General features: G+C 44.2%; 21 protein-coding genes. 18 read left to right on the forward strand and 3 right to left on the reverse strand.

Annotated elements, in window-relative coordinates:
- The first annotated feature begins 272 nt into the window (after nt 1-272).
- The 11 genes from AC1DOV_RS02280 to AC1DOV_RS02330 all read left to right on the forward strand — a co-directional run bounded on the left by AC1DOV_RS02280 (nt 273) and on the right by AC1DOV_RS02330 (nt 10130).
- On the forward strand, nt 273-1181 hold the full coding sequence (locus AC1DOV_RS02280) for an ABC transporter permease (RefSeq protein WP_076268873.1): 909 nt from the start codon (nt 273-275) through the stop codon (nt 1179-1181).
- Nucleotides 1182-1208: 27 nt separating this feature from the next.
- Nucleotides 1209-2114 carry a carbohydrate ABC transporter permease gene (locus tag AC1DOV_RS02285; RefSeq protein ID WP_430056181.1) on the forward strand — a complete coding sequence of 302 codons (906 nt, stop codon included), beginning with the start codon at nt 1209-1211 and terminating at the stop codon, nt 2112-2114.
- Nucleotides 2115-2159: 45 nt separating this feature from the next.
- Complete coding sequence (locus tag AC1DOV_RS02290) at nt 2160-3752, forward strand: extracellular solute-binding protein (protein ID WP_477510211.1); 1593 nt, start codon at nt 2160-2162, stop codon at nt 3750-3752.
- 24 nt (nt 3753-3776) lie between these two features.
- The gene (locus AC1DOV_RS02295; RefSeq protein ID WP_441878773.1) at nt 3777-4529 is read left to right on the forward strand and encodes a ThuA domain-containing protein; all 753 of its coding nucleotides are present in this window, start codon (nt 3777-3779) and stop codon (nt 4527-4529) included.
- The gene (locus AC1DOV_RS02300; protein WP_477510212.1) at nt 4526-5575 is read left to right on the forward strand and encodes a Gfo/Idh/MocA family protein; all 1050 of its coding nucleotides are present in this window, start codon (nt 4526-4528) and stop codon (nt 5573-5575) included. The genes AC1DOV_RS02295 and AC1DOV_RS02300 overlap by 4 nt, the downstream gene beginning before the upstream one ends.
- A 187-nt stretch (nt 5576-5762) precedes the next feature.
- On the forward strand, nt 5763-6305 hold the full coding sequence (locus AC1DOV_RS02305; protein ID WP_477510213.1) for a GNAT family N-acetyltransferase: 543 nt from the start codon (nt 5763-5765) through the stop codon (nt 6303-6305).
- An 18-nt stretch (nt 6306-6323) separates the two neighbouring features.
- Entirely contained in the window at nt 6324-7076 is a 753-nt protein-coding gene (locus tag AC1DOV_RS02310) for an aminoglycoside adenylyltransferase domain-containing protein (RefSeq protein ID WP_477510214.1), read from the forward strand.
- Nucleotides 7077-7448: 372 nt separating this feature from the next.
- Nucleotides 7449-7883 carry a YciI family protein gene (locus AC1DOV_RS02315; protein WP_441878767.1) on the forward strand — a complete coding sequence of 145 codons (435 nt, stop codon included), beginning with the start codon at nt 7449-7451 and terminating at the stop codon, nt 7881-7883.
- A complete protein-coding gene (locus tag AC1DOV_RS02320; RefSeq protein WP_477510215.1) occupies nt 7880-9169 on the forward strand; it encodes an RNA polymerase sigma factor in 1290 nt (429 codons plus the stop codon). The genes AC1DOV_RS02315 and AC1DOV_RS02320 overlap by 4 nt, the downstream gene beginning before the upstream one ends.
- 92 nt (nt 9170-9261) lie before the next feature.
- On the forward strand, nt 9262-9696 hold the full coding sequence (locus AC1DOV_RS02325; protein ID WP_477549075.1) for a YciI family protein: 435 nt from the start codon (nt 9262-9264) through the stop codon (nt 9694-9696).
- 92 nt (nt 9697-9788) lie between these two features.
- Nucleotides 9789-10130, forward strand: a complete 342-nt coding sequence (locus tag AC1DOV_RS02330) for a DUF1801 domain-containing protein (RefSeq protein ID WP_076268722.1) — start codon at nt 9789-9791, stop codon at nt 10128-10130.
- Nucleotides 10131-10279: 149 nt separating this feature from the next.
- On the opposite strand, the gene AC1DOV_RS02335 is transcribed toward AC1DOV_RS02330, so the two are convergent.
- Entirely contained in the window at nt 10280-10570 is a 291-nt protein-coding gene (locus AC1DOV_RS02335) for an ROK family protein (protein ID WP_477510217.1), read from the reverse strand.
- A 145-nt stretch (nt 10571-10715) separates the two neighbouring features.
- Between AC1DOV_RS02335 and AC1DOV_RS02340 the strand changes: the two genes are divergently transcribed.
- Both AC1DOV_RS02340 and AC1DOV_RS02345 read left to right on the forward strand, forming a co-directional pair.
- On the forward strand, nt 10716-11636 hold the full coding sequence (locus AC1DOV_RS02340) for a phosphotransferase enzyme family protein (protein WP_477510218.1): 921 nt from the start codon (nt 10716-10718) through the stop codon (nt 11634-11636).
- 29 nt (nt 11637-11665) lie between these two features.
- Nucleotides 11666-12178 (forward strand): GNAT family N-acetyltransferase, encoded by a 513-nt coding sequence (locus AC1DOV_RS02345; protein WP_477510219.1) that lies wholly within the window; start codon nt 11666-11668, stop codon nt 12176-12178.
- An 83-nt stretch (nt 12179-12261) separates the two neighbouring features.
- Here the strand turns inward: AC1DOV_RS02345 and AC1DOV_RS02350 are convergent, their stop codons facing one another.
- Nucleotides 12262-13245, reverse strand: a complete 984-nt coding sequence (locus AC1DOV_RS02350) for a sensor domain-containing diguanylate cyclase (protein ID WP_477510220.1) — start codon at nt 13243-13245, stop codon at nt 12262-12264.
- 24 nt (nt 13246-13269) lie between these two features.
- Nucleotides 13270-14076 carry an alpha/beta fold hydrolase gene (locus AC1DOV_RS02355; RefSeq protein ID WP_477510221.1) on the reverse strand — a complete coding sequence of 269 codons (807 nt, stop codon included), beginning with the start codon at nt 14074-14076 and terminating at the stop codon, nt 13270-13272.
- A 200-nt stretch (nt 14077-14276) separates the two neighbouring features.
- Between AC1DOV_RS02355 and AC1DOV_RS02360 the strand changes: the two genes are divergently transcribed.
- From AC1DOV_RS02360 to AC1DOV_RS02380, 5 genes are all read left to right on the forward strand, one after another.
- Complete coding sequence (locus tag AC1DOV_RS02360) at nt 14277-16061, forward strand: sensor histidine kinase (protein ID WP_477510222.1); 1785 nt, start codon at nt 14277-14279, stop codon at nt 16059-16061.
- Nucleotides 16036-16827 (forward strand): response regulator transcription factor, encoded by a 792-nt coding sequence (locus AC1DOV_RS02365; protein WP_477510223.1) that lies wholly within the window; start codon nt 16036-16038, stop codon nt 16825-16827. Before AC1DOV_RS02360 ends, AC1DOV_RS02365 begins: the two co-directional genes overlap by 26 nt.
- Before the next feature lie 106 nt (nt 16828-16933).
- Nucleotides 16934-18265 carry an extracellular solute-binding protein gene (locus AC1DOV_RS02370; protein ID WP_477527862.1) on the forward strand — a complete coding sequence of 444 codons (1332 nt, stop codon included), beginning with the start codon at nt 16934-16936 and terminating at the stop codon, nt 18263-18265.
- Nucleotides 18266-18359: 94 nt separating this feature from the next.
- Nucleotides 18360-19241, forward strand: coding sequence for a carbohydrate ABC transporter permease (locus AC1DOV_RS02375; protein ID WP_076268733.1), 882 nt, complete (start codon nt 18360-18362; stop codon nt 19239-19241).
- A 13-nt stretch (nt 19242-19254) separates the two neighbouring features.
- Nucleotides 19255-20139, forward strand: a complete 885-nt coding sequence (locus tag AC1DOV_RS02380; protein ID WP_076268734.1) for a carbohydrate ABC transporter permease — start codon at nt 19255-19257, stop codon at nt 20137-20139.
- Nucleotides 20140-20154 lie beyond the last annotated feature (15 nt).

The following is a 20154-nucleotide window of genomic DNA, read 5'->3' on the forward strand; positions in this document are numbered from 1 at the left end:
TAGAATGAGAGGCGGGTCTAGCCCGTTTTCACATGAAAGTCCGAAAAAAACGCAAGAAAGTCTGGATAGTGTCAGTCTTTTTTTTATTTTTAGCATTCTGCTGCCAAACCATTAGATGAATGGGATGAAAAGTCCGAATAGCCATTTAGAATAGTCCGAATTGTTCTCAAAGCAGCCTCTATAATAAAGAGGCAAGAGAGAGTGTGACGAAACAACATGGACGCAGACGAATGAAGGATGGGGGAATTTCATTGAAGACCAGCCAATTAAACATGAATATGCAGCAAACGATTGGCCGGATAAGAAAGAATTGGGGCTTGTATGTTTTGCTGCTGCCAGCAGTTGTGCTGCTTCTGCTTTTTTCTTATAAGCCGATGTATGGGGTGCTGATTGCTTTTAAAGATTACAGTCCCGCTCTCGGAATTATGGACAGTCCTTGGGCAGGGTTCAAGTACTTTGAGAAGTTTTTCAATTCCTATCAATTTTCCAGCACAATTAAAAACACGTTGATTATTAGCTTCTATAGCATAGCTACTTTTCCAATACCGATTATGCTCGCGCTGATGATCAATCAAATGCGAGTGAACCGGTTTAAGCAAGTATTTCAGACGGTAACCTATATGCCGCATTTTATTTCTACCGTTGTAATGGTGGGTCTGATCCTCATTTTATCCTCACCGAGCACCGGGCTAATGGGCAATATCTTTCGCTTGTTTGGTGCTGAGGCTCCTAACTTGATGGGCTCAGCGGAATGGTTTACCAGCGTTTATGTATGGACGGATGTTTGGCAGCACGCTGGCTGGGACAGCATTATCTTCATTGCGGCGTTATCCGCTGTTGATCCAAGCCTTTATGAAGCAGCGAAGGTGGATGGGGCAAGCCGCTGGCAAAGAATACGTTTCATTGATATTCCGATGCTGCTCCCAACGGCCATCACATTGCTGATCCTTCGAATTGGCGGACTGCTAGGTGTCGGATTTGAAAAGGTTTATTTGATGCAAAATAATTTGAACATTTCCTCCAGCGAGGTTATTGCTACCTATGTATATAAAATCGGGATGCTGAGCAGCCAGTACAGCTTCTCCTCGGCGATCAATCTGTTTAATACGATCATTAGCTTTATATTACTGATTCTAGTTAATCAGGCAGCCAAAAAATACAGCGAAAACAGCCTGTGGTAACAGAAAGGAAGGATACGGATGAGCACAATGGAAACCGCAGCACAACCGGCTTTGCATAAACAAAAAAGGCGTTCCTTCGACGCCATGGAATGGTTGTTATATTTGTTTGCGATTGTGATGCTGATCCTAATCGTTTATCCGATTTATTTTATCGTCATCGCATCATTCAGTGATCCTGCCGCCGTCGCTAACGGTCAAATGTGGGTTTTGCCAAAAGGCTTTACGCTCGATGGCTATAAGGAATTATTGAATCATTCAAACATATGGATCGGCTACCGAAATACGCTCCTGTATACCGTAATAGGGACGATCATTAGCTTGGCGATCAATGTTTCGGCAGCTTATGCACTTTCCAGAAAAGATCTTGTAGGCCGCAAGAGCATCAATATATTTTTTATATTCACGATGTTTTTTAATGGCGGTCTCATTCCTACATTTTTGACGATCCGCGACTTTCATTTGTATGACACTTTTCTAGTTATGGTACTGCCATTCTCTGTTGCCGTGTTTAATATCATTGTGGCGCGTACGTTTTTCCAGTCGAGCATACCTGGCGATTTGTGGGAAGCCGCGCAGCTTGATGGCTGCGGCAACCTGAAGTATTATGTGCAAATCGTGCTGCCGCTGTCAAAAGCCATTTTGTCTGTTTTGGCTTTATGGACGGCGGTTGGCTACTGGAATTCCTATTTTAATGCACTCATTTACTTAAAGGATCAGGATTTGTATCCCTTGCAGCTTGTGCTTAGGAACATATTAATTACGAACCAAATGCAGTCAAGCATGGGAACAGGCGAAGCGGCGCTTATTGCCCTGCGACTAGCGAACCTAATGCGCTATTCCGTTATTATCGTCTCGACGCTTCCAATCATGTGTATGTATCCATTCGTTCAAAAGTATTTCAATCAGGGGGTGATGATTGGAGCTGTGAAGTAATTTAGCCATTTGCCATTCACAATAAGTACTAGGGGGGAACTTCAAATGAAGAAAAAATTGTTCATTGCACTAGTTCTAAGCTTAAGCATGTTAATCAGTCTTATAGGCTGCGCTTCTGGCAAAACGGAGAAGGAACCTGCCCAAGCAGGCTCCGAATTTAGCTCAGAAGGGCTGCCGATCGTAACGGCGCCAATCACACTGGATGTGTTGACTGTGCGCTGGGGCAATATGGGGGATACATTCAAAAATAATAAATGGCTGCAGGACCTTGAAAAAGCAACGAACGTTAAAATAAACTGGCAGGTCATGTCCTCCAATGATTGGGCCGAGCAAAAATCGATCATGCTGGCGAGCGGCAAGCTTCCTGATATTATTTTTGGAGACAACGCCTTCTCGGATTCCGATATCGTCAACAACTTAAGCTATTTCCGCCCGCTCGATGACTATATCGACAAATATATGCCGAACTTGAAAGCGGCAATGGACGAAACGCCAGAGCTGAAGCAAATCAGCACATTCCCAGACGGCAAAATTTATTCTTTGCCTGCTAGGCTGCCATCACGTCCTCTCTCGACGATGCAGCCTGTAATCAATAAAGCGTGGCTCGATCGTCTCGGCCTTGAAGTTCCTAATAACATTGAAGATCTGTACAATGTGTTCAAAGCATTCAAAGAAAAAGACCCGAACCAAAACGGGAAAGCGGATGAAATTCCTTTTAGCGGCTCGGTAGATATTAGCATGGATTTTCTAAACCCATTTGGCATAACAGATTTGAACGGTAACAGCATGATGCTCAAGGACGGCGAGCCCGTTTTCTATCCGACTTCGAACGAATATAAAGAAGCGCTGAAATGGACGCATAAATTGTATTCAGAAGGGTTGATCGATCAGGAGCTGTTCACCCAGGACAATACCATGTCTTCTGCTAAACAGCAAAATCCAGATGCAGCTATGATCGGCTTCTCGAATCAATGGATACCGGATGCTGTCTTCGGAAAGTGGAAGGATGAATATGCAGCTATTCCGTCCATTGCTGGTCCAGATGGCAAACGTTATCAAACCGGCGATCCTGTTGGATTAAGCTTAAGACGCAATGAAATGCTGATTACGACATTCAGTGAAAATCCGGAAGTCGCTGCGCGCTGGGCGGATCAGTTCTACACAAATGAAGCAAGCATTCAAAATTTCTGGGGCGCAATCGGTACCGTTATTGATAAAAAAGGCGATGGCAGCTATGCGCTGATGAATCCTCCAGAAGGCACAAGCGCGGATGCTTGGTACTGGGATCAATCGGTCCGTGATTTTGGTCCAAAATATGTAAGCCCAAGCTTTGAGAAAAATATCGTTTTGGATGAAACGACAGGCGACGGGCTGAAGCTGGCAATCGACAAGCTCGTAAGTGAATATGTAACGACGCCATTCCCGAATGTTATGTACAACGTAGAAGAATTCAAAGAGCTTCCAACGCTTACTACGGATATTGACAGCTACGTCAAAACGAACCGTGCAAAATGGATTATAAAAGGAAACATCGATCAAGAGTGGGACGCGTATATTAAACAGCTGAACGGCATGGGACTAGAACGTTTGGTTGAGATTCGCAGTGATGCCTACAAACGCTACACAAGTGTTAAGTAACTGTTGTAAAGGAGCTCGTACGTAATGGTGAGAGTAACGGTATGGAATGAAAATCGTCATGAGAAAAACAATCCGGTTGTAGGTGGCATTTATCCGAACGGCATTCATGGCGCAATTGCAGACTTCCTGACGAAAGCAGGCTTTGAAGTCGGAACAGCTACGCTCGATGAGCCGGAGCATGGACTAACGGAGCAGGTATTAAATCAGACGGATGTATTAATTTGGTGGGGGCATTTGGCGCATCATGAGGTCGAGGACAGTATCGTCGACAAGGTGTACCAGCGGGTGCTGAAAGGAATGGGGCTTATCGTTCTGCATTCAGGGCACGCTTCGAAAATTTTCAGCAAGCTGCTTGGCACACCGACAGGACAACTGAAATGGCGCGAGGCGGATGAAAAGGAACGGATTTGGGTCATTGACCCGGCTCATCCAATTGCTTCTGGGCTTGGCGAATACATCGAGCTGCAGCAGGAAGAGATGTACGGTGAGCATTTTAATATTCCGACTCCAGACCAGCTGGTGTTTGTTTCTTGGTTTGAAGGCGGCGAAGTGTTCCGCAGCGGCGTTACTTACCACCGCGGACAAGGGAAAGTCTTTTACTTCCGTCCGGGGCATGAGACCTATCCGACCTATTACAATAAAGAAATCCAGAAGGTAATCGAGAACGGCGTGCGATGGGCAGTGCCAAGTCAAACGGCTGAGCCTGTCTATGGCAATGCAGCTCCGCTGGAGCCTATTAAATCCAAGCCTTACTCGAGAGAGGTAACCGAAATATGAGAAAATTCCGTATCGGCTTGATTGGTTTGGGCGGAATGGCTCAGGAGCATATTCGGTGGATGAAAGCGGAAGGCCGCTTTGACATTATTGCGGTAAGCGATGTGTATGAAGAAGCGTTAGCCAAGGTGGGTGACCAGCTTGATGTTGCTGAGGGCAAGCGTTACTTGGACTATAACCATCTAATTGAGGATACGGATGTGGATGCCGTAGTGTCCGTTACGCCGAACAACGTCCATGCGGACATTATCCGGGCTTGCCTGCAAGCACGAAAGCCATTTATGGCGGAGAAGCCTTTTACCCGCATGTTTGAGGAAGCCGAGTCACTGCTTGAGTTGTATGAACAGCAGCCGATTCCAGCAATGATGGCGTTCACCTACCGCTATACACCTGCATTCCGTTACGTACGGCAGCTTGTGCGCGAGGGTGAAATCGGAACGGTTCGCAGCTTTAGTGTCCAATATTTGCAGGGATGGGGCGCAGCGCCCAATAATGTCCCTTATATCTGGCGTTTTAACAAAGACATTACCGGCACGGGGACGCTTGGCGATTTGGGCTCGCATATGATCGATATGGCACGGTTTCTCATTGGGGAATTCGAAGAGCTGTCGGCACAGCTGCATACCATTATTCCGCAGCGGCAAGATCCAGCGAGCGGCAACATGGTTACCATCGAGGTGGATGACTTTGCAAGCTTCCAGGCTCGTATGGAGGGTGGTATTATGGGCGTCTTCCAAACGACTCGCAATGCGATTGGATCGGGCAATCAGCACGAAGTATCCATATATGGAGATTTAGGCACGCTTCATGCGTCAACGCTAAATCCGAATGAGTTGATTTGGATTCGTGAGGAGGCTCCTGGTCAACTTGCGAGAGTGGTTGTCGAAGTTCCTGCAAGTTGTAAAGTGACGCAGTATGCTGATTTTACGGCATTGCTTGAGGGAAGCGTTCCGGATGGCATTGCCGGATTTATGGATGGCTACCGCAATCAAGAGATTTTAGATGCTATTATTAAAGCAAGTGAAACGAAAGCAACCGTACAGCTCTAAATTTAATTTGTTCCGGTTCAGTGAGGACGATTTTAGTCTTTGCTGAACCGTTTTTTGTTTTTAGAGGAGGCTGCACCGAAAAAACGTGTAGATTAGTTACAATCAAACTGTACCTTGCTTGCAGCCGCATACTGGTATAAGTTTGAAATATAGCTTCTTTTGAAATTAAAGATTGAGAGTGGGATAGATGATGAAAATAGAAGTGAAACTGGCTGCTCAAGACGAATCTTATATCATAAAAAATGTATATCCTCTTTATTTGCACGATCTATCTGGACATTACGGGCATATGCCGAACAGTCATGGAATTTTCGAGGATAGTAACGATTGTAGAACATTAACGGAACAATATGATGTTCAGAATATTTGGTGGGAAAAGCCTGACTGTTTGTACCCTTTCCTAATAAGGGTCGATGACATTCCTGCGGGCTTTATGCTTATTGCTGCACCTCCTCATTGTGCAAAAGGGGTCGATTATTTTGTGAACGATTTCTTTCTATTGCAGCCATTCAGAGGGAAAGGTGTTGCACAAAAGGCCGCGACACAAGTATTTGAGATGTTCAAAGGCCAGTGGGAGCTCTTTACAAACCCGATGGAGCAAAATATAACAGGGCAAAAATTTTGGAGAAAAACAGTATCAAGCTACACAAAGAACCATTTTGAAGAAGCAGTTGGCATGACATTTGACGGTCATAAAATGGTGTTTAGATTTAATAATGCGGACAGATGAGTTGGGGGAGGCAAAAGCATGCAGCTGTACTTGGATAAAATCGTTTCTTTGTTTAAAGGGGAGCTCGGCGACAATTTGTCGGGCATTTATTTACACGGTTCATTGGCTATGGGATGCTTTCATCCCCATAGAAGCGATATCGATTTTATCGTTGCGATCAAAGAGAGTCTGACCGAGGAAAGCAAAAAGAGGATGGCTAGGTTAGTGTTGGCGCTGGATGATGAAATGCCAAATGCTAAAGGTATGGAGTTTAGTATGGTTTTGGAATCGCACCTGAGTTCCTTCGTCTATCCTACGCCCTGTGAAATGCATTATTCTGACTTCCACAAGGAGAGATATCGCTCAGACGAAAACTATGTTTGCGGCGGGTACGAGGATCATGATTTTGCATCGCAGCTGGTTGTCGCTTATTATCGCGGAATTACCTTATATGGCAAGCCGCTTAAGGAGCTATATGAGCCTATCGATAAAACGTATTTTCTAGCGTCCATTTATCATGATATTAAAGGGGCTTCGGAAGACATTATGGATCAACCGATGTATATTACCTTGAACCTGTGTAGAGTGCTGTTCTACCTGAGAGAAGGAAATATATCGTCCAAAAAAGAAGGAGGAGAATGGGGCATCAAAGCTCTTCCAAAAGAGTATCGGGACTTGATTGGAAAGTGCCTAGACGAGTACGCCGGAGTTAAAGGGAAACAAACGTTTGATCGTGAGCTTTTAGCGGCATTTGCAGGTGAGATGCTGCGTGAAATAAAGGCATTAATATAAGGGAGATGGAAAGCAAAGCTTCCACTTAAACTGTTGATGTGATTAATTGTTAAAAGCATAAAATTACTTACGAATACGAGAACCTCTATTTGCCTCGCTTCTTCTCTTTTGCAGAAGGCGGCGGACATAGAGGTTTTTATTTTGCTTCATGATGTATACACTGTGCTTGCTCCATAAAGGAGTTTTATTTAAAGATGAAGAATAAATAACGGATATGAACTGGAGCGGGACAACATGAGCAATTAATAGACATCATTTTAACTCGCTAAGTCGAATTTGAACAATGGTATTCGTCGTTTAAATAAGGACGAAATAATTAGCTGAGTAAAAACAATAATAGAGACTCTATTATAAAACCAGGAGGGAATACATATGCGATTTATGATGATCGTCAAAGGAACTAAAGATTCCGAGGCAGGAGTTATGCCAAGTCAGGAGCTTCTCGAAGCGATGCTTCGTTACAATGAAGAATTGGCTAAGGCTGGCGTGCTGCTCGCAGCGGACGGGCTCCAAGCAAGCTCGAACGGCATACGCATTTCTTATCCAAATCCCGGTGAAAAACCGAAAGTAATAGACGGTCCATTCACTGAGGCCAAAGAAATCATAGCGGGGTATACGCTTATTGAAGTTAATTCTAGGGAAGAAGCCATTGAATGGGCGATGAGGATGCCAGATCCCCATGGTAATGGCGAGGGTGAAATTGAGCTGCGGCAGGTGCTTGATGCGATGGATTTGACACAAAACCCGGAAACGCTGGCTATGGAAGCCGCGCTTCGTGAACAGATGGAGAGGCCTAAAAAATCGTGAGCCAGTCTGCAGTCCATCGTACAATTGATGCCATCTGGCGTATTGAATCAGCCAAACTTATAGCCGGGTTGGCACGGATGGTTCGCGACGTCGGCCTTGCGGAAGACCTTGCACAGGATGCGCTTATTATTGCACTAGAGAAGTGGCCGGAAAGCGGAATTCCGGATAATCCAGGAGCATGGCTTATGACTGCAGCGAAACGCCGTGCGATTGATATGATTAGGAGGAGCAAGCTGCGCGACCAGAAATATGAAGAGTTTGGACGGGGAACTGTCTTATATACCGAGGAAGATATTCATATTGCGATGGACGGAGAGGTCGGAGATGATCTCCTGCGCTTGATTTTCACAACATGTCATCCTGCTCTATCTCAGGAGGCGAGAGTAGCTTTGACGCTGCGCTTGCTCGGAGGACTGACCACGGATGAAATCGCACATGCTTATCTTGTAGCAGAGTCGACTATTGCACAGCGGATTGTTCGAGCGAAACGTACATTAAGCAGCTTGCGAGTTGGTTTCGAGGTTCCTGTAGGCGATGAGCTCAAGGAACGACTCTCTACTGTACTCGAAGTAATCTATTTAATGTTTAATGAGGGGTATACGGCGACTTCCGGCGGCAGCTGGTTTCGACCGCTGCTCTGTCAGGAAGCGCTAAGGCTAGGGCGTATCCTTGCGGAAATTGCACCCGCCGAGCCTGAAGTACATGGTTTGGTTGCTTTAATGGAAATCCAATCGTCACGCTTCAAAACACGGGTAAACGCTGCGGGCGAACCGATTCTTCTGATGGACCAAAACCGCGGTTTATGGGATCAGCTGCTCATCCGCCGAGGCTTAACCGCTCTTGAGCGAGCGCAAAAGCTCGGCCGTCCGCTTGGTCCTTACGCGCTTCAAGCTGCGATTACGGCGTGCCATGCTAAAGCTCGGATGGCATCGGAGACCGATTGGGCGCGTATTGCCGCTTTATATGAAGCTTTGTCGCGCGTCATGCCGTCTCCTATCGTAGAATTAAATCGGGCGGTAGCGATTGCAATGGCTTTCGGTCCTGCGTTCGGCCTTCAAATTGTTGATGAGCTCACGTCCGCAGCATCGTTAAAAGACTATCATTTGCTGCCGAGCGTCCGTGGTGATCTTCTGGTTAAATTGGGCCGTATGGATGAGGCGCGCACAGAGTTTGAGCGTGCTGCTTCGTTGACACGTAACGCTCGCGAGCGCGAGCTTCTGCTGAATCGTGCTACCGAGTGCTTGTCTTTAGAAGCGGATAAAGAAAATGAATGTCATGAAACATAACGATCATGTCGATTATGAAGCTCCCCATTCGTTGCTGAAGTAGAGGATGGTTTGAAATCACCCCGTTCTCAACCGATAGGGAGGAAATATATATGCGATATATGTTGATTGTTAAAGCAACCAAACAATCTGAAGCTGGTGTGAAGCCCGATCGACAGCTTATGGATGAGATGGCTTCATTCAATGAATCTCTTGCTGAGGCTGGTGTGCTCTTAGCTGCTGAAGGCTTGCAGCCCAGCTCGAGCGGACTGCGGATCACGTATTCCGAATACGGAGAGAAGCCGAATGTTGTAGTCGGTCCTTTTGCGGAGGTAAAAGGAATAATTGCGGGATATACGCTGATTGATGTGAAATCGGAGGAAGAAGCCATTGCATTTGCGATGCGTATGCCAAATCCAGCCTACGGCGGTGAGGGTGAAATTGAGCTCCGCTTGCTTCTTGATGATACGAATTTGCTGCAAGGCTCAAGAATGATGGCACTGGAAGCGGATTTGAGAGACCAAATTGGCATGCTAAATAATAGTTGAGTTTTTTTTAATGATGCTGTCGATTTTGTTAATCCTCGTTCGACGTAATGATAGAGTCAGGTAGAATTTCAATTACAAAGGAGAAATATCATATGAATCAAGAAGTAACGGATTTTATCGCAGCGATAAAAGAGCCTTGGCAAGTGGAGCTGAGTTCTGAGCTGCGCAAGCTTGTTCATGGAGCTATCCCAGACGTTCAGGAGCGCATACAGTATAAGAAACCTCATTTTTTGAAAAATGGAAAATACGCTGCCGTTATTTCCACTTCGAAGGATGCGGTGAGCTTTACGATCTTCAATGCAAGTGAGCTATCGTTTCCAGAGCCATTGTTTGACGGTCCTCCTGAACGGAAAACCATTAAGCTTAAACAGGGGAATACAGTTGATTATGATCAACTGACGTCGTTAGTTGGCCAGGCCGCCTCGACATTATAAAAGTGTATTGAATAAGAAGAGCACCTTGCTGGTGCTCTTTTTTGCGGGAAGCAACATAAGGAGCAGTTACAAGAAATCCTGATACCATTCAATCGAATGGTGTCCGGCTTTTCTGTTCTTTATGAATAAATAAAGCTATGCAAATATGGTTATTGTGTAAGCTTCCTTATCCACTCTCTAGCGCCAAATGCGATGACCCGGTTATGAATCTTAGGTTCTGTTAGGTTGCAGCACTTCAACAATTCAGGCAGCGCATGTTCTTCAAGAGCAGCCTTGGCAGCTTCCATATAGCCCTTATATGTCGGAGTATTGCCGCCAACCACGATGACATCTGGATTATACAGATGAAGCAGGTTAGTTAAAGCGTAGCCAAAATATTGACCTGCTTGGCGTACAAGCGCGGTCACCTGCGTATCGCCTGCTTCTAGCCGCTCACGCACTATAGATTATAGAAAATAGCTGCAATAAGAGTATTTCGGCCATGCCAAGAACAAGTATAATTGTATTTTATCGGAGCCCGAAGTTTATAAATGGTAAACTAAAGAAGTGGTTTAGATAACTATCTATAACGAGGCGGATACAAATATGGAAGAACAAATATTGAAATTTCTTAAGGAAGCTTATTCTATTGGTTGTTATAAGGTGGAGACGGTAACCAATGAAATCTATCGTTGTCTTGCAGAGCAGGGCACCTTTTTTGTTCGAATAACGAACTATAAAACCTATCAAGAGCAGTCAGAAGAAGTGAGCTGGACGAATTTTTTATGCCATCAAGGCGTTGGCGCTTCTGAAGCTGTCCGCTCCTCTAATCATCAATATATTGAAAAGATCATGCTGGATGAAGAAAAGCTGGCCGTTGTATATAAAGCTGCGGCGGGCATTCATTTGCCACGGGCGGAGTGGAACACATCCGTACTTAAAAAGGTTGGAAAACAAATAGGTAAGATGCATCGTGTAACCCAATCCTATCGTGAGTCTACGGCACATCTTAAGGATTGGTATGAAAATAAGGAATATGATTTTCTCACATATATCCCGAAGGAAGAAACAGCGATACGAGAAATGGCGGATCATCTTTTAACAAAGATTAAGGGTTTACCTAAAAATAATTCAAACTACGGACTGATCCACGGTGATTTATGGCTAGAAAACATCTTAGTGGACGGCTCTGAAATTACGATGATTGATTTCCAAGATTGTGAAAAACATTTTAATATTTTTGATTTAGCTGTGCCCATCTATTCTGCTATGGAATTCTCATTCTCAGGCGGAGGGAACATAAAGGACTATCGACAGTCCATTACGGCAGCTCTCCTTGATGGGTATAGAGAAGAGCACGAGCTATCTCCGGAGATGGTTGACACATTGCCTCTTTTTTTGAAATTGAAACAGCTGTTTGAATACAACTTGATGCATATGTATTGGAATCATGAACAATTAAGTGAGGAACAAGTTCGAATTTTGAATTTATATAGAATGCGAATTGAGTATGATCACTTTTTGTAAAAGGGTTAGCTGAGTGGAGGTGTTGTGAATTGACTGCTTATGATTTTGTATTTCCTGAACTAGAGACAGAACGTTTGAGGCTTTCTATTTTGACTTTAGATGATTCTTATGCAGTTTTTAAACATTTTTCGGATGAAAATGTGACCAGATTTATGGATATAAACCCATGTAAAGATTTAAACGAGGCCAAAGAGATTATTCAATATCACATCGATGATAAGGGCTGCCGATGGGGGATTTTCAGTAAAAAGGATCATAGACTCGTTGGAACTTGCGGTTTCCATTGCTGGATTCAAGGAGAGCAGCCTAAAGCAGAGATAGGATTTGATTTAGCTAAGGAATACTGGGGAATGGGGCTAATGCAAGAAGCGCTGCTCCCTGTAATAGCATTTGGATTTGAGCAGATGGGTTTATCGATAATCGAAGCCACCGTGGAACAGCAAAATGAAAAATCCATTCAACTGCTGAATAGGCTGCATTTTGAGAAGGAAGCAGAATTAAGAGATGAACTTATTTATTATTATCTGAATCGAAATATATGATAATTAGATATCAAAATAGACCGAAACCATTCGAAAATGTGGTTCTCGGTCTATTTCTTGTTTTCAAAATGGGGAACAAGCGATTAGCCCTCCTCCAAATTGGAGTAGTGTGTGACCCGGTTTCTCCCGCTTTTTTTGGAGTTGTAGAGCGCTTGATCAGCTTTTTGAAGCAAGGATTGATCGGTATCCTCCTGCGTAATCGTTGCTGCGCCAATACTAACCGTCACATGATATTCTCCCCAATGAGCTGTTTCAGTCTTGCTGCGATACCTTTCGGCCGCTAATATGGCATTCTCCTGGTTGGTATTAGGAATAATAATGACGAATTCCTCTCCTCCAAATCGAGCCACAATGTCGTCTTCTCTTGACGCGGATACGAGTAATTGTGCCAGCTCTGTAAGAACCAAATCACCGACCGGATGCCCATAGGTATCGTTAATGCTTTTAAAACGATCAATATCGATAATTAAAAGGGAAAATGGCAGCTCAGTTTGTTGAAATAATGCGATATACGCGAGCAAGCTCTCTTGAAAAAACCTTCGGTTTTTGAGCCCTGTTAAAGGATCGGTTGAGGCTAGCTTTTCCAACTGGTGGTTCAAAATTAGCAATTGCGATTGTTTGCTTTCATATTCTTCATGTAGAAGTTCAAGCTTTTTGTTCGCTTCATTGGTTGCCCGATAAAGCTCCTCCAGCTTTGTTTTGGTTTGCAGGATATCGTTCTCATGTTCAATGCGTTTGCGCATTTCCACAACGACACAATCAATGACAATTTCGCCATCTCGTTCGTGACGAATACCGTTTAGCAGTACAGGCACATCAAGCTGGTCTCTCGTTTTAAACGAGAAGTACATTTCATTCACATGCCCATACAGCTGGATATACGGATAAAAATAGGTATGAAAAAACAGTTTGTTCGTAAGAGACATAGTGGTTTCAAGATGTTGGTTCAGCAGTTCCTGTCGGTCAAAACCAAGCATGTTTAACAGCGTTTGATTGACCTCTAGAATTACCCCTGTACTTGAAATAGTGAAAAATCCACAGGGGGCATAATTTAACTGGGTATCCATGTAACGACTGCCTCTCTTCAAGTTCTAGTTGTTGGATAGATATTGTTTGATCAATTGCGTCGTCTCTTCGGGATGACTTAAGTGCGGGTAATGGCCTTTTGCTAGCATATGCTGAAGAGTACTGTTTTTAAGATGAGCATGCAAATAGTCGCCAACCTCAATAGGAGCAATGCTGTCGTCAGAACATTGAAGAATGAGGGTAGGGACGGTTGCATGAATGAGATCAGCGCGACAATCGGATAAAAAAGTTACCTCAGCAAATTGCCTTGCAATATGGGGATCTCTAGAGCAAAAGCATTTTTCCAATTCGCTAGTTAATTCTTTGCGATCTGGGTTTTGCATGACGATTGGCGCAAGGTAGCTCGCCCAGCCAATAAAATTCATTTGCATCATATGAAGCAATTCATCGATTTCATGCCTATGGAAACCTCCATAATAATCAGGAAGGTCGTTTACATAACGCGGAGAAGGACCAAGCATAATGATGTGTTTAAAATATTCCGTATTGTGAATGGATGCAAGCATCCCAATCATACTGCTAACGGAGTGGCCAACAAATATAGCATCCTTTACATGCAGCGTATCCATAATTTCAATGACATCTTGCGCATAACCATGTAAACTACTATATTTTTCGGGTTCATAATAATCGATTTGTGATTCTCCAGAACCTACATAATCAAACAAGATGATGCGGTAATCATCTTTAAAGCTCGGGACGATGTAGCGCCACATATCTTGATCGCAGCCGAATCCATGAGCAAATACAATCGTTTGTTCACCTTTGCCTAAAAGATTTACGTTATTGCGTACTAGGAAATCAACGGTCATCGGAATTCCCCTCTCTAAGATGATTAGCAAGTAGATACTCTGATATGCCATAAGCTTATGATCATTATATCTGATTACAGTGAACAATGGATTATTAATCTAATTAATTAATATATTAGCAGTGGAAATGATAGGGCTTTCTTTTTATTATCTTAATTGTGTATAGTAAAAACGAAATGAATGGGACAAGGAGTGTAGGCATGAATCGTTTCGGACAAATGAATACATTGCGTAATCAAATTTTCCTTGGCTTCATGCTCGTTATGGTTATCGTGCTGGGGGCGGTCGGCTTTTTTACGTATGATCAAGTTTCGGTTCTGCTGCGCAACAATGCGGAAAAACATATTCAACAAACGGCTGTTCAAGCGACAGGCAAGCTGGATGTGCTGCTGCGGCAGATCGATACGTTTACGATGCAGGTAGCAACAAGCGCAACGATCCAGCGGTTGATGGCACAAGAGGTGCAAGGACGAAAGATCAGCTTTGAAGAACGTCAATCCCTTCAGCAGGAGATACGAAAGCAAGAAGCTTATGCAACGGGGATTCGCTCATTGGAGCTGTATACAACCGACTATCGGATGCTGTTCCCGCTTACGGATATAAGCTTGGACAACCGGGTATCTACGGGCTGGCTCAGCCTTGTGGACAAGGGAAGAGGCAGGTTGGTCTGGTTCGGGATGGACCCGAGGTACCCCGATTCCATCATTGCGATTCGCCATGTTCGGCTTATTGACCATTCCTTCTCGCATGCAGGGTATTTGATGGTGCAAATTGATAAAAAATATTTTGAGCTCACGGAATCGAATGGAAACGCTGACAATAATTCCAGCGAAATGATGGGTTTATTCGATGCCGAGAATCAGACGATTACCTCCGATTTTTCGAAGGAAGTAGACGTTGAGAAGATGCTTAATCAAGGGGATGAGACGGTAGCGCTGGACGGAGAACGTTTCATGGCCATTGAGAAAAAATCGGAAATGACCGGCTGGAAAATTATTATTTTAACGCCGATAAAGTATGCTGCCGAAGGCATTTCAATTTTGCGTACCGTTATTATTGTTTCGATTTTAGTAGGCGGCATGTTATTTCTTATTTTAACTTTTATTTTATCAACGATGATTACTCGCCCGATATTGAATTTGATTAAAGTGATGCGCAATGCGAAGTTCGGGACCTTGAAGCCGATACCGGTTACGTCCAAAACGATGGAAATTAACGAGCTTAATAATACGTACAATCAGATGGTTGGCTCTTTGAATGAGCTCATTGATGTTGTTTATCAGAAGGAAATTGTTCAAAGCCGGACGGAGCTGAAGGCGCTGCAAGCGCAAATTAATCCGCACTTCTTGTTTAATACGCTGGAAGCCTTTTATTGGGCCCTGGATGAGAAAGGCGAAGAGGAGCTGGCGGATGTTGTTATTGCGATGTCTGGTTTGTTCCGATATGTCATTTCACACGCGGATGAGGATGAATGGGTAACGATCGGTGATGAGCTTGAGCATGCGCAGCGGTATTTGAAAATAATGGATATGCGCATGATCGATAGGCTGACATGGAAGGTTGAATCAGATGAAAATTGCCGCAGCGTGCCGATTCCTAAGCTTCTTATTCAACCGCTCGTGGAAAATGCGATTCTGCACGGCGTTGAGCAGCGAATTGGGGCAGGCACCGTTGTTGTTCGGGTCGAGCCGTCTGAGCGGACGGGTTATACTCGCATCGCTGTAACGGATAATGGACCAGGCATGGATGAGGAGAAAATTCGGGCGTTATACGCAGCAATGGACAAAGGTCAGCATCAAGCTTCCTCCAAAGGAACTGGAGTTGGCATAAGCAATGTGGAGCGAAGATTGCTGCTTTATTATCATTTGGAAACCAAAGGCTTGGAAATAAAGAGTGAGATCGGCAGTGGAACAACCGTCGCCTTTGAGATACCGAATGAACATGGAAGGGGAATTCCAATTGAAAACCATACTGATCGTGGATGATGAACCGAGAACGAGGGAAGGCGTACGCAAAGTGCTTGAAGCATGGTCGGCTGGACAATATCGGATAGAGATCGCGTCCAATGGAATAGAAGCGTTGGAGTGGCTTACGCTTAACGAGGCGAATTTGCTAATCACCGATATACGCATGCCTGAAATCGGAGGGCTCGATTTAGTGGAGCGAATAAACGAGCAGCTGCCGCAACCTCCTGTCGTCATCATTATTTCGGGTCACCCTGAATTTGATTACGCGCAGAAGGCGCTGCAGTTTGGTGTGGTCGAATATCTGCTCAAGCCTTTGGATAAGACTAAACTTATTAAAGCGGTAGAGCTTGCTATGAAAAGAGAAGAAAGCAAACACCGGATTGAGCGCATGGAGAAGCTAATGGACCCGAAGCTGCTGGATATTGCGCAGGAAGAAGACAGCTACAGCCCGCAGGTGCAAGAAGCGATTCAGTATTTAAAAGACAATTTGCAGAAGCCACTCACTATGCGCGATACAGCAGACCATTTGCATATGAATGCAAGCTATCTCAGCGTGCTCTTTAAGGAGCAGACGGGGCTTACGTTTAGCGATTATTTGACGAGAAAAAGGGTGCAAAGAGCTAAGGAATTACTGTCTACAACAAGACTTGCGATTGCTGATATTGCTGAACAAGTCGGTTATCAAACGGCGAAATATTTTGTGAAAGTGTTTCGTTCGCTTGAAGGAACTAGCCCGGGTCAATACCGAAGAACGATCGCTCATTCCGAGGAGACAATCCAATAAAAGTAGTATTTTCCCCAATTCATGTACCCTTACGATGCTGACATCGTGTTGATAAAATGGATTTGTAAGATTCAAATCTATCACCAGCAGAAAAGGGGTTGTAAACGTGTTCAAAAAGAAATGGACGATTCTCCTATTGACTCTATGTCTTGCAGTTGTTGCAGCAGGCTGCGGTCAAAATTCGAACAATGGCGGTAAAGAGGGTTCAAAGAATGGTGCAAATGGAAGCGGTTCCGAGAAAGTAACGGTTAATTTTATGCACTTATGGCCTGAGGGCGTATCGGCTGGACAAAACAAAATTGTGAATCAAATTATTTCTGAATATCAAAAAGAGAACCCTAACGTTACGATCAAACAAGAAGTGCTGGATAACGAACAATATAAAAATAAATTGAAAGTGCTTTCAGCATCAAATCAACTGCCGGATGTAGGTGTGACTTGGGCAGCGGGCTTCCTTCAGCCGTATGTAGAGGGCAAGCTGTTCACACCGCTGGATGATCTGCTTAGCGGAAATCTTAATGGCAAATTCGTCAGCGGCACAACAGAGGCTTATGCTGTAGACGGTAAAACGTATGGTTTGCCGCTTGAATTCAATATTTCCCCGGTATATTACAATAAAGCGCTTTTTGAGAAATACAAGCTGGAAGTGCCGCAAACCTACGAGCAATTTAAGCAAGTTGTGAAAACGCTCTCTGAAAACGGTGTCGCGCCAATCGCCCTTGGCAACAAGGATCGTTGGACTGGATCATTGTGGTACATGTACCTTGCAGATCGTTTTGCAGGACAAGAAGCATTGTCCAAAGCGATTAGCGGCTCAGGATCTTTCAAGGATGAAAACCTGGTAAAAGCGGCTAGTGAGGTTCAATCGCTAGTAGACAGCAACGCATTCGTAAAAGGCTTTAACGGCTTGTCCAACGAAGAAGCAAAATCAGAGTTTCTGAACAGCAAAGCGGCTATGTACATGATGGGTACGTGGGAGCTTCCTAACTTCACAACGAATGAAGATATTCCTAAAGAGTTCCGCGACAGCGTTGGTTTCTTCAAGTTCCCAACGGTTGAAGGCGGCAAAGGCGATATCAACAGCTGGGTAGGCGGACCAGGCGTTGGATTGTTCGTTTCAGAAAGCTCAAACGTCAAAGCAGAAGCGAAAGCTTTCGTAGAATATTTTGTGGAAAAATGGGGCGAGCAATCCGTTACTGGAGCAGGTGTTATTCCAGCAACGAAGGTGGATACTTCCAAGCTTGAGCTGCCTCAGCTATATGTAGATCTATTCAATGAAATGAACAAAGCTAGCAGCATCACCTTGTTTGCAGATGTACAAATGCAAGCAAATGCCGCAGAAATGCACCTCAACCAAATTCAAGCGTTATTCGGCAAAGCAGTGACGCCAGAGAAATTCTCTGAAGAGCATGATGCGGCCATTTCCAAAGGAAACTGACAGCTTCTAGAATAGGGAGCAGGGAAGCCGTTTGCCCGGCAGAGGATGCCGGGTAAACGCTTACTGCTTGAGAATGAGAAAGGAGTCGGCTAATTTGGATAAGGTCATGTCGAACAAAAGAATCATTGCGCTGTATGTGCTGCCTTCCCTGCTTCTGATATTAGCTATTGTATATATTCCAATCGTTCTGACTGGCTATTATGGATTAAACCAGTGGAATGGTATTGGAGCGATGAAATTTATTGGTTTGGATAATTATCAAGCTCTAATTAAGGATAAAATGTTTTGGAACAGCGCTGGTCATTCGCTTATGTTAGCTGTTTTTTCAACACTTAGTCTCATTCTCTATTTAGTTATTGCTATGGTGTTGTCCGCCAAACTAAAAGGCGTCAATTTTTTTCGCAAAATATATTTGATTCCGATGCTGCTGTCGTCCGTAGCGATTGCACAGCTTTGGCTGAAAATTTATCATCCAACGAATGGGATTCTGAACAGCTTTCTCGAATCCATTGGGTTTGCAAATCCTCCCGCATGGCTGGCTGAGTCTTCACTGGTATTGTTTGCTCTATTCATTCCAATCCTATGGCAGTATGCGGGCTTTTATATTTTAATTTATTACGCTGCGCTTAAGAACATCCCAGCTTCACTTGAGGAAGCGGCGAAGATTGACGGCGCGAATGCCTTTCAAATCGCTTACAAGATCAAGCTTCCGCTGGCGATGGAGGTCATTAAAGTAACGATCGTGCTGGCAATTGTTGGATCGCTTAAATACTTTGATCTGATTTATGTCATGACAGATGGTGGACCAAACGGTTCCAGTGAAGTGATGGCATCGTACATGTATCACCAGGCTTTCCGGGCATATGACTTTGGTTATGGCAGTGCAATTGGTTTCTTCCTGCTTATCATTTGTCTCATCGTAACTTGGATAATCCGAAAATTGACTGCTACAAAAGATACGATTCAATATTCGTAAGGAGGGAAGCTTCATGATGCCCGGAACTGCAGGACAGCTGAGGAACGGAAACAAAAGCTCCGGCGCTTGGATAGCAAGCAAACTGGGTTATTCCGTACTATATATCGTGTTATCGGTCGTTGCCATATTGCAAATTTTCCCGCTCGTATGGCTGCTGTTTTTCTCGCTTAAAAACAATCAGGAAGTATTCAATCTTCCTCCGCTGTCACTGCCTATGAATCCTAGGTGGGAAAATTACGAGAAGGTATGGAGCGCTGGAAATATTGATGTTTATTTTTTCAACAGCGTATGGATTACAGTTGTTGCGACGGTGCTTACGATTGTGTTAGGCAGCCTAGTTACCTACGCGATAACAAGGTTGAAGTGGAAAGGCAGCTCTTTTGTACTCGGTCTATTCATGGTTGCGATGATGATTCCGGTGCATTCGACGCTCATTCCGTTGTTCAGCATTTTCAACAAAATACATCTTATTGATCATCCGTTGTCGCTTATTTTGTCTTATGTAGCGTTCAATATGCCGATCACGATTATGATCCTGCTTGGCTTCTATTATGCTTTGCCGCGTGAGGTAGAGGAAGCGGCGGTTATCGACGGCTGCTCCGTGAACAAAATATTTTTCCGAATCGTACTGCCGATGACAGGCTCTGTTATCGCAACGACAGGCATTATTAACATGATTTATAATTGGAATGAATTTATTTTCGTTAATACATTTATAAGCTCAGATGCCTATAAAACGCTGACGGTCGGCGTGCAAAACTTCATCGGCCAATATACGACGGACTGGGGCGCAATCGGCGCTACATTAATGATTAGTATATTGCCAATATTGATTGCATTCTTATTCTTAAGCGATCGTATCGTTGAAGGCATAGCAGCAGGCTCGGTCAAAGGCTAAAGCTGATGATGGGAC

Source organism: Paenibacillus sp. 01T47 (assembly GCF_056398245.1).

Excerpts from the sequence above, each read along its gene's own strand:
- AC1DOV_RS02280 (WP_076268873.1), top strand. The coding sequence starts at position 273 with ATGAATATGCAGCAAACGATTGGCCGGATAAGAAAGAATTGGGGCTTG.
- AC1DOV_RS02285 (WP_430056181.1), top strand. The coding sequence starts at position 1,209 with ATGGAAACCGCAGCACAACCGGCTTTGCATAAACAAAAAAGGCGTTCC.
- AC1DOV_RS02290 (WP_477510211.1), top strand. The coding sequence starts at position 2,160 with ATGAAGAAAAAATTGTTCATTGCACTAGTTCTAAGCTTAAGCATGTTA.
- AC1DOV_RS02295 (WP_441878773.1), top strand. The coding sequence starts at position 3,777 with ATGGTGAGAGTAACGGTATGGAATGAAAATCGTCATGAGAAAAACAAT.
- AC1DOV_RS02300 (WP_477510212.1), top strand. The coding sequence starts at position 4,526 with ATGAGAAAATTCCGTATCGGCTTGATTGGTTTGGGCGGAATGGCTCAG.
- AC1DOV_RS02305 (WP_477510213.1), top strand. The coding sequence starts at position 5,763 with ATGATGAAAATAGAAGTGAAACTGGCTGCTCAAGACGAATCTTATATC.
- AC1DOV_RS02310 (WP_477510214.1), top strand. The coding sequence starts at position 6,324 with ATGCAGCTGTACTTGGATAAAATCGTTTCTTTGTTTAAAGGGGAGCTC.
- AC1DOV_RS02315 (WP_441878767.1), top strand. The coding sequence starts at position 7,449 with ATGCGATTTATGATGATCGTCAAAGGAACTAAAGATTCCGAGGCAGGA.
- AC1DOV_RS02325 (WP_477549075.1), top strand. The coding sequence starts at position 9,262 with ATGCGATATATGTTGATTGTTAAAGCAACCAAACAATCTGAAGCTGGT.
- AC1DOV_RS02330 (WP_076268722.1), top strand. The coding sequence starts at position 9,789 with ATGAATCAAGAAGTAACGGATTTTATCGCAGCGATAAAAGAGCCTTGG.
- AC1DOV_RS02340 (WP_477510218.1), top strand. The coding sequence starts at position 10,716 with ATGGAAGAACAAATATTGAAATTTCTTAAGGAAGCTTATTCTATTGGT.
- AC1DOV_RS02350 (WP_477510220.1), bottom strand. The coding sequence starts at position 13,245 with ATGGATACCCAGTTAAATTATGCCCCCTGTGGATTTTTCACTATTTCA.
- AC1DOV_RS02355 (WP_477510221.1), bottom strand. The coding sequence starts at position 14,076 with ATGACCGTTGATTTCCTAGTACGCAATAACGTAAATCTTTTAGGCAAA.
- AC1DOV_RS02360 (WP_477510222.1), top strand. The coding sequence starts at position 14,277 with ATGAATCGTTTCGGACAAATGAATACATTGCGTAATCAAATTTTCCTT.
- AC1DOV_RS02380 (WP_076268734.1), top strand. The coding sequence starts at position 19,255 with ATGATGCCCGGAACTGCAGGACAGCTGAGGAACGGAAACAAAAGCTCC.